Raw genomic sequence first — 13,042 nt, forward strand, 5'->3', positions numbered from 1 at the left:
TGGCAATCACAGATTTGCTACATTTTAGACACGATATCGTCACATGCTGCAGCTCGTTTAAAAAAGAATGATAACGCTTACAAAAGAGAGGTGGGAGCTATCGCGCATTCACTGAAAAATCGCCTGTTTGATATTTTGATTTACGGGTTTTTGCTGATGTTCGCTTTAATATGCGTACTACCGTTTATTCATGTCATCGCGGCATCCTTCGCCACAGTAGAAGAAGTTGTGTCGAAAAAATTTATTTTAATACCGACCACTTTTTCGCTTGATGCTTATCGTTACATTTTTTCAACAGATATTATTTATAAGAGTTTGCTTGTTTCTGTGTTTGTGACAGTGATAGGCACTGCGGTCAGCATGTTTCTTTCATCACTGATGGCTTACGGGTTATCCCGCCGTGATTTAATCGGCCGGCAGCCGCTCATGTTTCTCGTCGTATTTACGATGCTCTTCAGCGGCGGCATGATTCCGACTTTCCTTGTGGTCAAATCGCTTGGATTGCTCGATTCTTACTGGGCGCTCATTTTGCCGACAGCCATTAATGCCTTTAACCTGATCATTTTGAAAAACTTCTTTCAAAATATCCCGTCAAGCCTGGAAGAGTCGGCGAAAATCGACGGGTGCAATGATCTGGGCATTTTCTTTAAAATTGTGCTGCCGCTGTCTCTTCCTGCGATCGCAACGATCTCGCTATTTTATGCGGTTACGTATTGGAACACGTATATGACGGCGATCTTGTACCTAAATGATTCAGCAAAATGGCCGATTCAGGTGCTTTTACGCCAAATCGTGATTGTATCAAGCGGGATGCAGGGGGATATGTCAGAAATGGGGTCGAGCAGTCCGCCGCCCGAGCAAACCATCAAAATGGCGGTCATAGTGGTGGCGACTATCCCAGTTCTGCTTGTCTATCCTTTTATACAAAAGCATTTTGCAAAAGGAGCTTTGCTGGGATCTGTCAAAGGATAATGAATATGAAACGGAGGGGTACGATGGGAAACAAATGGAGGGTGCTTTTGATTGTGCTTGTATTTGCACTCGGCGGAGTGATGGCGGGCTGTAAAGGGGCTGATCAGTCTTCGGCTGAGGGTAAAGCTGACTCGGATTCAAAGGTAAAGCTGTCTTGGATGGCGATTTTGTATCACCAGCAGCCGCCGAAAGACAGGGCGATTAAAGAAATTGAAAAGCTGACAAATACAGAACTGGACATCACCTGGGTTCCTGACGCGGTGAAAGAAGACAGGCTGAATGCGGCGCTTGCAGCCGGCAATCTTCCGCAAATCGTGACCATCCAGGATATTAAAAATTCGTCAGTCATGAATGCCTTCAGATCAGGAATGTTTTGGGAAATTAGCGATTATATCAAAGATTACCCCAACTTAAGCAAAATGAACAAACTTATTAATAAAAACGTGACGATCGACGGCAAGCTCTACGGGGTATACAGAGAACGTCCGCTCTCCAGACAAGGGATCGTCATTCGGAAGGACTGGCTGGACAATTTGAATTTGAAAACGCCGGAAACGCTTGATGAGCTTTATGAAGTGGCCAAAGCGTTTACGGAGGACGACCCGGATAAGGATGGGAAAGACGATACATTCGGACTGACAGACCGCAATGACTTCATTTACGGCGCGTTTAAAACACTTGGCTCGTATGAAGGCATGCCGACAGACTGGAAGGAATCAGGCGGCAAGTTCACGCCTGATTTCATGACGCAGGAATACAAAGACACAATGAACTACATGAAAAAACTGCGTGATAACGGCTATATGAATAAGGATTTTCCCGTCACAAGCAAAACCCAGCAGCAGGAGCTGTTTTCTCAAGGAAAAGCCGGCATCTATATTGGGAATATGGTAGATGCGGTCAATCTGCGCGACCATGCCTCTGATAAGTCTATGGACCTTGAGATCATCAACCGCATAAAAGGCCCGGATGGGAAAGAGCGGGTGTGGGCGTCAGGGGGCCATAACGGCGTGTTTGCTTTCCCGAAAACGAGTGTGAAAACAGAAGCGGAGCTTAAAAGGATTTTGGCGTTTTTCGACCGAGCCGCTGAAGAAGACGTCTATAGCCTGATGACTTACGGTATTGACGGCGTTCATTACAACAAAGGAGAGGGCAAAACGTTCACACGCAAGGAAAGCCAAGTGAAAGACTGGCAGACTGATATTCAGCCGTTGTCCGGCTTAATCGCCATTGATAAAGCCTACTTAAAAAACACTGGGGATCCGCTTCGGACGGCGTACGAGGAGCTGACAAAAGATAATGAAAAGATCATCGTCTCAAACCCTGCTGAAAGCTTGTATTCCGCCGCGGAGTCGGAACGGGGAGATGAACTGAAGAAAATCATTGATGACGCGACCTATAAATATATAATAGGAGACATCACAGAAAGCCAGTTTGATAAAGAAGTGGAAAAATGGGCATCAAGCGGCGGGAAGCAGATTATTCAGGAATACGAAGAAGCGTTTAAACAGGCAAAATAACATGTAAAAAACCCAAAACGCGGTTTTGGGTTTTTACATGCTTCTTTTTTGCTGGCGGTAGTTTCCCGGTGTAATCCCCTCCAGCTTTTTAAATGACCTGATAAAGTTTTGCGAGTTTTTGTATTTTAGTTTTTCGGCAATGTCTTTTACCGCCATGTCGGTTTCGGCAAGCCAGCTTTTCGCCATATGGTGGCGGTAGCCGGAGACATACTCGCTGAATGAAATGCCCATTTCTTTTTTGAATATGCTGCTTAAATAGTTTGGGTTGTAATGCAGCCTGCGGGCGATTTCATCCAATGTCAAATCGGATTCAAACTCATGGTGGATGATATGAATGATATTGTCGGAAATGTTTTTGTACTGGGCATCCGCGCGGGCGTTCACTTTGTCTGTCATCGGATCAATGAACTCATTCTTGAGCCAGTTTTCGGTATCCTCGAACGTTTTCAGCTCGAAAATTTGATCGTACAGCATTTTATTTTCTTCAAACTCAAACAATTCGATCCCGAGTACATGCATCAGTTCAATCACATGGTTCAAAAAGCGGGCGATTGCGATTTGGAATTGGTACGGATTGGTGTTTTGGGTGAAGATCGATTGCAAAATTGCGTGCAGGCATATGTCCGCTTTCTCCTTGTCCCCCTCTTTTACGGCATCAAACAGCTCATGCTGAAGCTGTTTTGGAAAATGGGTGTTGAAGGTTTTTTTCTGGTCAAGGTCTTCGTAAAAGATAATCGATTTGTTTTCCGCTTTGAGCCGGTATTTCAACGCTTCTGATCCTTCTGCATAGGCTGTTTTCGCGTTTACCAGCGCATCAAACGGCTGGCTGATGCCGATGCTGACAGACAGCTGCAGCTCCGCTTCCGCCTTATCCTGTATCATCCTTGCAGTCTCATTCAGCTCAGCTATGAATGCTTCCTTTGTCCCGTTCTGATTGATCAAAATCGTTGCCTGCTGTTTGTCAACGACAGCGGGTGTGAGATGTTTGTCCGACGGGATGTTTCGCTCAATCATGCTGTTGACGGCAAACAAAAGCAGATCCATATCTTTTTTCTCATAAGGCGTATGATTCAGCGAATCAATTTGAAGCACGAGCAGGGCGAGATGCCGCCAATTTTGCTCTAAACCAAGGCTTTCAAAACGGTTATTGACCTCTTCATCCGTCAGTTTTCCAAGCATGAGCCTGACCATAAAATATTGCTGCAGATGGGTCGCCTGCTGTTTCATCATTTCTTCAAGGTCGTCATTTCTGTCCTTCAGCTGCATAAAGCTCTGTTCAATTAACTCAAATTCATTTTGAGGCGGCTGTTTTTCTGGTATGGCACCGTGCCTTGCGAATGATTCGTAAAGCAGACGGATCGGTTTGTAAAAATGGCGGGAGCCAAGCCAAGAGAATAATAATGAAAGCGCTAACAAAATAAAGCATACCGTAAAAGTGATCCAGCCGATTGACTTGGCTTCTTTTTTTAGTTCAGGCAAGGAAACGAGAGAGAAATAAGTCCATGTGTTATAGTCGGATCTTTGATAGGTGACTTTATAATGAATCCGGTCAATAACGGTTTCAAACTGCCCGCTTTTGGCGGTCTGCGCCAGCATTTTTTGGACAAAGTCGTCGTTCTGAAGAGTTTCACCGATGTCAGACATGTTGTTATGCAGGATGATGCGGCCTTTTTCATTAATGATAAACAGGTTATTGGCATTTGAATAGTCGGGCATGTTTTTGACAAGCGAACAGCTCGGGATGCTTGCGGCGGCCAATCCCTTTGTATTTGTGCTGTTCAGAGGAAGCTGTTTAATTAAATTGATATTGTAGCGGCAGTTTTCTGAGGTCCCTTCCTTTGTCGAAATTAAATGATTGTTTTCTTCAAGCGTCCAATACGAGCGGCTCGCTTTGTGTGTCGTGTATGCTGCGGCTGCTTCATGAAGAGAGTCTGTATTCAAACGGTATAAGCCGGAATTGTTCATGTACCATTGTTTCATATAGCTGACTAGCGTCATGTTGGACAGGTCGGTATCGAAGCTTTGCAGGTAGTTGAGCTCTTGGTTCACTTGGTTATAGATTTGAAATTGGTCAGAGTGCAAAGGCTCGGACAGTGTGCGAAGGAGAGGCGGCGAACTCACATAGTGGGTTAAAGAGTGATCGACGGTTTTTAATATATGCTCGATGCTTTGCTGGGTCTGCTGGAGTGTGTCGAGTTTTTCCTCCGAAACGTTGGAGATAGCCGTTTTCTGCGAGTGCTCGTACGAAAACAATCCGACCAGAATGACCGGAATGGTGCTGAGCAGGCAGAAAAACGTGATCAGTTTGTAATAAAACTTGTATTGGCTTCTTTTCATAAAACCCCCCATTTCATAACATCGGCTTTCACCTTAATACAATTAATCCAAAGATTGATAGATATTGTCAATAATCATTTTCTAATATTGGTGTCTTTTTTTTAGATGGAATGGCTGAATCCTTTATCATAAAGGGATAAGACAGGATGTGATCATATGATTGTAGACGGACTTTTGCCTGCTGCGCTACAGTGAATGCAAGAACCCGTGAAAGGAGGCTTGGGAAAGATGAAAACAGCAGAAGCGCAAGTGCCGGCTGTTGATGCAGTCATTTTAAAAAAAGAAAAAAGAAAGCGCTTACTAAACAAGCTGGTCCAGCAGAAATATTTGTATATGATGATTTTGCCGGGTTGTATTTATTTTTTGCTATTCAAGTATGTCCCGATGTGGGGAATTGTGATTGCGTTTCAGGATTATCAGCCGTTTCTCGGCATTTTGGGCAGCGAATGGGTCGGGCTGAAGCATTTTATCAGGCTGTTTACAGAGCCTACATTTTTTCTCCTGTTAAAAAACACGCTCGTGTTATTTGCTTTAAACCTGGTTATATTTTTCCCGGTGCCGATTCTGCTGGCGCTTCTATTAAACGAAGTGCGGCTGGCTCTCTTTAAAAAATTTGTTCAGACGCTGATTTATATTCCGCATTTTATGTCTTGGGTCATCGTTGTATCGCTTTCGTTTGTGCTTTTAACGGTAGACGGAGGCTTGATTAATGAGCTGATTGTGTTTTTTGGCGGCGAAAAAATCAATTTTCTGCTGAATGAAGAATGGTTCCGGCCCTTGTATATTCTGCAGGTCATCTGGAGGGAAGCGGGCTGGTCGACGATCATTTATCTTGCGGCCATTACAGCGGTTGACCCTCAGCTGTATGAAGCGGCGAAAATGGACGGAGCGGGACGGCTGCGGCAAATGTGGCATATTACGCTGCCCGCCATCAAAAGTGTCATCGTCGTTTTGCTGATTTTAAAAATCGGGGATACGCTGGAGCTTGGCTTCGAGCATGTGTATTTACTGTTAAATGCGACAAATAGGGAAGTGGCGGAAATTTTTGATACGTACGTTTATACTGCGGGGCTGAAACAGGGCCAATTCAGCTACAGTACAGCAGTCGGCGTCTTTAAAGCGGCGGTCGGGCTGATTTTGGTTATGCTTGCGAATCGTTTGGCGAAGAAATTTGGCGAGGAAGGAATCTATTAAGAAAGGGATGGGATCAATGGATCAATCAATCGCCGTAAAATCACCTCTTACGTACGCGGAGGCATTGGCAAACACCATTATGGACACGTACACAGTGGAGGAGTTGCCGCCTGCAAACCGCTGGCACTACCATCAGGGTGTTTTCTTATGCGGGGTATTGCGGTTGTGGGAAGCAACCGGGCAAAAGCGGTATTTTGAGTATGTGAAGGCCTACGCAGATCTCTTAATTGATGATTATGGCAATCTATTATTTAGAAGAGATGAGCTTGACGCCATTCAAGCGGGTCTTCTTCTTTTTCCATTATACGAAACGACGAAGGATGAGCGGTATGTCAAAGCGGCAAAAAGGCTGCGCAGCTTGTATGGGACACTGAACCGGACGTCTGAGGATGGTTTTTGGCACAAGGACGGCTACCCTTACCAAATGTGGCTTGACGGCTTATACATGGGCGGGCCGTTCGCGCTGAAATATGCCAATCTGAAGCAGGAGCCGGAGTTGTTTGATCAGGTCGTGCTTCAGGAGTCGCTGATGAGAAAGCATACAAAGGATTCAAAAACCGGGCTCTTTTATCACGCTTGGGATGAAGCGAAAAAAATGCCATGGGCCAATGAAGAGACAGGCTGTTCTCCGGAATTCTGGGCGCGTTCTATCGGCTGGTACGTGATATCTCTTGCTGACATGATTGAAGAGCTGCCGAAGAAGCATCCAAACCGTCACGTGTGGAAAAAAACGCTGCAGGACATGGTCGAAAGCATCTGCCGCTATCAAGACAAGGAGTCGGGATTATGGTACCAGATCGTTGACAAAGGCGACAGAGCCGATAACTGGCTGGAAAGCTCAGGATCCTGTCTGTACATGTACGCAATCGCGAAAGGAATCAATAAAGGATATCTTGACAGAGCTTACGAAACAACACTGTTCAAAGCGTATCAAGGTTTGATTCAGCAGAAAACCGAGATGGCAGAAGACGGTGCGTTTCTTGTCAAAGATATATGTGTCGGCACGTCGGCCGGTTTCTATGACTATTATGTCAGCCGCGAAAGAAGCATAAATGACCTGCATGGGGCCGGTGCGTTTATTTTGGCCATGACAGAGCTGGAGCCTCTTTTTAGGTCAGCGGGGAAATGATACCAAGTACACGTACGGCTTTGTGTGTGATCATCTCAATTCTCTTTTTGGCATCATGCTCAAGCAGGAAGGATGGATTGCATGTCATCCTCTTTTCTGATATGCAGGCTGGCGTACAGGAAAACATAAAAGAGGCCGCTGGGCAGAAGGCCGGGAAGGTGGATATCTTTCCAGCCTTTCCGGAAAAACTGCTGACTGAAATCACCGCTCGTGAGGGAGATGTTTTCATCGTGCCTGAAGACATGTTTCAAGCGTATGATGATCCGGAAAATTTTCAGCCGTTAGACGGATTGCCGCCTGAAAAAACATCTCCCTATACAACTGTTGATCAAAAAACAGGAGAAAAAACGGTCTATGCCGTTCAGATCAAAAAAGGGAAAAAACAGCTGAACGGCTATTCTTTTCGATTGAATCGCAATATGGCGGCGTTTATCCCTGTGTACACTAAAAAAACAGAGGAAGCGCTGCAGCTGATTTCCCAACTAACTGAAGCCCGATAGAGGTGAGGACATTGAAGAACATCGTCATTTGCGGAGTGAGCAGCAGAGCGCTCAGTATGTTTATCAAACCGCTGATGGAGCGGTTTTCAACACAATATGAGATTACGGGATTGCTGGATGCCGATCCAAAACGTTTTGCCGTTTGCAAGAAGAGGTTTCCCGAGCTTGCCCACGTACCGGAGTACAACGCAGATGCTTTTGATGAGATGATGTGTGTTTCAAAGCCTGATATTGTCATTGTGGCAGGCAGGGATGACACACATGTCACATATATCTTAAGAAGCCTTCAGTGGGATACGGATGTGATGACAGAAAAACCAATGGTGACGACGGTGCGGGATGCGAATCGGGTGCTTGAGGCGGAGGCGAAAAGCAAAGGGAAAGTCACCGTCGCGTTTAACTATCGCTACAGCCCGTTTCATCGGAAAATGAAAGAAATGATTCTGGATGGAAAAATAGGCAGGGTCACCTCTGTTGATTTGAATTGGTATATTGATACGTATCACGGTGCCAGTTATTTTAAACGCTGGAACCGGTCGAGGCTATTTTCCGGCGGTCTTTCTGTCCATAAATCAACACATCACTTCGATCTCGTCAATTGGTGGCTCGGGCAAAAACCGGTTGAGGTATTTGCTTATGGCGCCTTGAATTACTATGGGGCGGACAGTGAGTGGAACCCGCTGCCGGAAGAAGACGGGCGTTTTTGCGGAACGTGCGGGGTTAAAGAAAAATGTCATTACTATTCAAGATGGCATTCTCGTTCTTCTATAGCCTCTGTAAAGGATGATCATCTTCAAGCGGGTGACCAGTCCAGCTTGTATACAGCGTACAGGCCTGACGCGTGTATTTTTGACGAGGAGATTGACATTGAGGATACGTACGTGGCGGCTGTGAAATATGACGGAGGTGCGCTCTTAAGCTACTCGATCATATTTTCCGCTCCGTATGAAGGCTACCGGCTGACGATCAATGGCACAAAAGGGCGTATCGAATCAAATGAATTTCACGAGCCTTCCAGAATTCCGTTTGCTTTTCCTGAGCAGACGATTGAATACTATCCGCTTTTTGAATCAAAGCAGACGATACAAGTGGTCAAAAACGAGGGCGGGCACGGCGGGGGTGATCCGTTATTGCTTGAGGATCTTTTTTTAGGAAAAGACCCGCTGCGCCGCTATGACATTTTAGCCGGAGCTGAAGCAGGAGCCTACTCCATCGCGGTTGGTGAGGGGATGTGGCGCTCGGTTGCCGAAAAGAAGCCGATCAACATTAAGAGGCTGTTTCAGATGCAAAATGTATAATGGAAAAGGAGGGACCTCCGTGGAGCATGATGGTTCAATGGGGCGGGTGCTGCGCTTCTGTGAGTGGATCATGAGATTTGCGTATACAAACTTGCTTTGGCTGTTTTTTACGCTGATCGGTCTCGGGCTGTTCGGCATCATGCCCGCGACCGCGGCTTTATTCGCTGTCATGCGGAAATGGGTTCAGGGGCAGGATAACATCCCTGTTTTAAAAACGTTTTGGCGAGAATACAAGGCTGAATTTCTCCGTTCAAATCTGATCGGCGCTGTACTGGTGATCATCGGCTTGATCATTTATATCGATTTGGCATTTATTTATCCGAGCCATTTCCTTCTGCATGTCCTCCGCTTTGCCATTATGATATTTGGATTTTTGTTCGTATCCATGCTTTTTTATGTGTTTCCGCTCCTTGTCCATTTTGAATGGAAAAAACGTCTGTATGTGAAGTTTTCGCTCTTGCTCAGTGTGGCGTATTTGCAATATACGCTCGTCATGCTGGCGCTGACTGTCGCTCTCTTTTTCTTGCTTGCGTACCTGCCCGGCATTGTCCCTTTTTTCAGCGTCAGCCTGATCAGCTACTGTCATATGCGAATTGTTTATGCCGTGCTCCTCAAAGTGGAGCGGCAAGAAGATGAGCCGCAGAAGAAACGCCATACACGGGCTTTTTATCCGGAGACGAGGTAATCAAGATTTCTCTATCATAACGCTGTTCCAAGCGGAATAGATTGATAGAGAAAGGAGAGCGGATAAGATGCTGAAGGTGGCGGTATTTGATGAAGAGCATGAAAAAGACTTACAGACGGAAATTAATTCGTTTTTAAAAGGGATAGCGGAGGAACAGCTGATTGATATCAAATATACGGTTTCGGCGGCGTGCGACCCAGACGGCGAGCAGCTTTACTGTTTTTCAGCCCTTATTCTATATCGCAAATAAAACAGATCTTCCCGCACAAGCGGAAAGATCTGTTTTGTGATTAAGCCTTCTTCACTCTCGGGCTTCTCGGTTTCTGAAGCTTCTCTGCTTTTCTGATCTCTTTTCTTTCTTTTGCCAATGATTTATAAAGAGCGACAATCATCAGCAGAATGACGATAGAAAACGGCAGCGCCGCGAGTATAGCTGTGTTTTGCAAAGCGGAAAGTCCGCCGGAATAAAGGAGGACAGCAGCCATGGCAGATTGAATGATGCCCCAGCTGAATTTTACTGAATTGGCCGGGTTCAATGAACCGTATGTCGTCTGCATACCGAGCACAAATGTTGCGGAGTCGGCAGACGTGATAAAGAACACAGCGATCAGGATCAATGACATAATAGATGTCAGCATCGTCAGCGGATAGTGGTCGAGTGTTCCAAACAGCATCGTTTCACTTGACAGTTTCGCTACATTGAAGATGCCTTTTTGCTGAATATCCATAGCCGATACGCCAAAAATAGAGAACCATAGGAACGCGAGAATACATGGTGTTACCAAGACACCAATTAAAAATTCACGGATCGTCCGTCCTCTGGATACCCGGGCGATGAAAATGCCCACAAATGGAGACCAGGAAATCCACCATGCCCAATAGAAAATCGTCCAGCCGTTAATCCATTCACGTTTCTCAGGATCGTACGGCGCCAGTCTAAAGCTCATTTGCACGATGTTTTGTATATACTGTCCGATAGAATCTGTAAAAGAGTTCATAATCAATACGGTAGGCCCGGCAAACAGCACAAACAGCATTAACAGTCCAGCTAATACCATGTTGGTGTTGCTCAAATACTTAATGCCTTTTCCGAGTCCGGACCACGAAGAAACCAAGAAAAGGATAGTAACAACAGCGATCAAAATAAATTGAACGAGAAAGTTATTTGGTATACCAAATAAGTAATTCAATCCGCCGTTGATTTGAGTTGCCCCGATACCAAGGCTTGTCGCTACCCCGGCGACTGTGGCAAAAACAGCGATACAGTCAATCAGTTTTCCGATCGGGCCGTTTACTTTATCACCGAGAATCGGTGACAGCGTGCTGCTGATTAATCCAGGAGCGCCTTTTCGGAATTGGAAATATGCAATGCATAATGCCACAACGGCATAGATGGCCCAAGCGTGCAGACCCCAGTGGAAAAACGTATAACGGAGCGCATCTCTGAAGGCTTGGGGGGTTTCTGTTTCACCTGATGGAGAGCTAATTGCGTAATGGCTGATCGGTTCAGCCGCACCGTAGAATACTAAGCCGATCCCCATGCCTGCGCTGAACAGCATGGCAAACCATGATAATAACCCGAATTCCGGTTTTTCATCGGGCTTACCGAGTTTAATTTTTCCGATCGGGCTGAAAATCAAAAAGAGACAGAACCCGACAAATAATGAGACAACTAAAAGATAATACCAGCCAAACGAATTGGTGATAAAAGCTTGCGCGGATTGGGTTACGTTTTGCAGGCTGTCAGGAGACACAACGCCCCACAATACAGCAGCAGCTGTGATCACAATCACAATCCAAAATACACTAGATATATTTTTCAAATATTCTCACCCTCTAAATTTTTTGTGTACGCCTATATCTTGCTCGCAGGCTTAGTATGGTCGTACGATGGCAGATCATTCCTCTCTTAAAATTACCCCGCAATCAGGTGAAACAAAACAAGTCTCACCGTACCATGAATGCGGAGAATTTTCAAATGTTCAGCGTTTTGTAAAAAATTGAAAGGTCTGGTCAAGAGCGGGCGAAGCGACCGGCATTGAGCCCCGCAAGCCTTCCTGTGATAAGGGCGGAGGTAATATTGTATCCCCCTGTGTAGCCGTGGATATCCAGAATTTCACCGCACAAATACAGCCCCTCCATTTTTTTAGAAGCCATCTTTTTCGGGTCAATTTCTTTTACAGATACCCCGCCGCCTGTGACGAATGCCTTATCAAGAGACAGTGTGCCGTTTGCGAGTACGGTAAACTGCTTGCAGTCCTTTACAAATTGTCTGAAAGGCTCCTTTGGCAGCTCGGAAAACGATACGTTCGGAGAGATGCCGTTTTTTTCGAGCAAGAATAGAAGATAGCGCTCCTGCATCCAAGGCTTCAGCACGTTTTTAACGGTTTTTTTCGGTGCTTCCTTCAGTTCTTTATACATCTTTTGGAATAACGTTTCTTCATTGATATCAGGATACAGATCAATTTTGATCGGCACTTGCGGCTGTTTTTTCAGCTCTTTCACGACAAATTGGCTGCATCTGAGAATGGCCGGTCCTGAGAGGCCGAAATGGGTGAACAGCATGTCCATTTTATGTGTGATGACCGGTTTGCCTTTTTTATTTAACACACTGACGGCAACATCTCTAAGTGATAAGCCCTGAAGTGTTTTTTGCTTAATGAACGGTTCGGAAGATGTGACGGGAACCTCTGTCGGGAACAGCTCTGTAATCGTATGGCCTGCAGCTTCAGCCCATTCATAGCCGTCTCCCGTGCTTCCGGTATGAGGCACACTTTTACCGCCGACAGCGATAATGACTGCCTGGCTATGGATCATTTCGCCGTTATTCGTCACAATCCCTGCTGTCTGTCCATCTTCATAGATGACAGATTTAATTTTCTCGTTCGTTCGAATGGTTACGCGCAGCTGTTTCAGCCTGTTTAACAGCGCGTCGACGACACTTTGCGCTTTGTCTGTCACAGGAAACATCCGGCCGTGATCCTCTTCCTTCAATTGAATGCCGAGATTTTCAAAAAACTTGATAATGTCTTCATTATTAAATTCAGAAAACGCGCTGTATAAAAAACGGCCGTTGCCTGGAATGTGCTTAATAATTTCTTCCACAGGAAGGCGGTTCGTCACATTGCAGCGGCCGCCCCCGGAAATCGCGAGTTTCCGGCCTAGCTTATTTCCTTTATCTATCAGCAAAACATCAGCGCCCTGTTCTCCTGCTGCAATTGCGGCCATCAAACCTGAAGGGCCTCCGCCGATTACGATAACGTCATACTGTTTCATCTTTATCATCAACTTTCTTTTTCTGTTTCGTCTGCGGACACCCCGCCCGCAGTACTATTATAGCGAAAGAAAGCCTCTCCTTAAACGTCTTTTGCGGCGAACCTGAATCGTTCACAAGATTGCTTTTGTAT

11 protein-coding genes are annotated in these 13,042 nt (G+C 45.7%); 8 read left to right on the forward strand and 3 right to left on the reverse strand.

Features of this window, described 5'->3' with window-relative positions; all coding sequences use genetic code 11:
* Positions 1–111: 111 nt before the first annotated feature.
* The gene (locus ACY3LV_RS16190; RefSeq protein ID WP_148962471.1) at positions 112–972 is read left to right on the forward strand and encodes a carbohydrate ABC transporter permease; all 861 of its coding nucleotides are present in this window, start codon (positions 112–114) and stop codon (positions 970–972) included.
* Between the two features lie 23 nt (positions 973–995).
* Positions 996–2,492 carry an extracellular solute-binding protein gene (locus ACY3LV_RS16195; protein ID WP_464864172.1) on the forward strand — a complete coding sequence of 499 codons (1,497 nt, stop codon included), beginning with the start codon at positions 996–998 and terminating at the stop codon, positions 2,490–2,492.
* 33 nt (positions 2,493–2,525) lie between these two features.
* Here ACY3LV_RS16195 and ACY3LV_RS16200 read toward each other — a convergent pair whose 3' ends face one another.
* Positions 2,526–4,841: a helix-turn-helix domain-containing protein gene (locus ACY3LV_RS16200; RefSeq protein ID WP_333562028.1), complete on the reverse strand. Its 2,316-nt coding sequence runs from the start codon at positions 4,839–4,841 to the stop codon at positions 2,526–2,528.
* 216 nt (positions 4,842–5,057) lie between these two features.
* Here ACY3LV_RS16200 and rmgP point away from each other — a divergent pair, with 216 nt between their 5' ends.
* From rmgP to ACY3LV_RS16230, 6 genes are all read left to right on the forward strand, one after another.
* Positions 5,058–6,023 (forward strand): polygalacturonan/rhamnogalacturonan ABC transporter permease, encoded by a 966-nt coding sequence (gene rmgP, locus ACY3LV_RS16205; protein WP_333517352.1) that lies wholly within the window; start codon positions 5,058–5,060, stop codon positions 6,021–6,023.
* Positions 6,024–6,030: 7 nt separating this feature from the next.
* Positions 6,031–7,152: an unsaturated rhamnogalacturonyl hydrolase gene (rmgQ, locus tag ACY3LV_RS16210; protein WP_464864181.1), complete on the forward strand. Its 1,122-nt coding sequence runs from the start codon at positions 6,031–6,033 to the stop codon at positions 7,150–7,152.
* Positions 7,149–7,652: a lipoprotein YteS gene (locus ACY3LV_RS16215; RefSeq protein WP_464864173.1), complete on the forward strand. Its 504-nt coding sequence runs from the start codon at positions 7,149–7,151 to the stop codon at positions 7,650–7,652. The genes rmgQ and ACY3LV_RS16215 overlap by 4 nt, the downstream gene beginning before the upstream one ends.
* A gap of 11 nt (positions 7,653–7,663) precedes the next feature.
* Complete coding sequence (locus tag ACY3LV_RS16220) at positions 7,664–8,950, forward strand: Gfo/Idh/MocA family protein (RefSeq protein ID WP_333517350.1); 1,287 nt, start codon at positions 7,664–7,666, stop codon at positions 8,948–8,950.
* Between the two features lie 19 nt (positions 8,951–8,969).
* Complete coding sequence (locus ACY3LV_RS16225; protein WP_464864174.1) at positions 8,970–9,635, forward strand: YesL family protein; 666 nt, start codon at positions 8,970–8,972, stop codon at positions 9,633–9,635.
* Positions 9,636–9,702: 67 nt separating this feature from the next.
* The gene (locus tag ACY3LV_RS16230; RefSeq protein WP_087992855.1) at positions 9,703–9,885 is read left to right on the forward strand and encodes a sporulation protein Cse60; all 183 of its coding nucleotides are present in this window, start codon (positions 9,703–9,705) and stop codon (positions 9,883–9,885) included.
* Positions 9,886–9,925: 40 nt separating this feature from the next.
* Here the strand turns inward: ACY3LV_RS16230 and opuD are convergent, their stop codons facing one another.
* The gene (opuD, locus tag ACY3LV_RS16235) at positions 9,926–11,458 is read right to left on the reverse strand and encodes a glycine betaine transporter OpuD (protein WP_148962375.1); all 1,533 of its coding nucleotides are present in this window, start codon (positions 11,456–11,458) and stop codon (positions 9,926–9,928) included.
* Between the two features lie 190 nt (positions 11,459–11,648).
* Positions 11,649–12,911: a BaiN/RdsA family NAD(P)/FAD-dependent oxidoreductase gene (locus ACY3LV_RS16240; RefSeq protein ID WP_202327715.1), complete on the reverse strand. Its 1,263-nt coding sequence runs from the start codon at positions 12,909–12,911 to the stop codon at positions 11,649–11,651.
* Positions 12,912–13,042 lie beyond the last annotated feature (131 nt).

Source organism: Bacillus sp. 11C, from assembly GCF_055486375.1.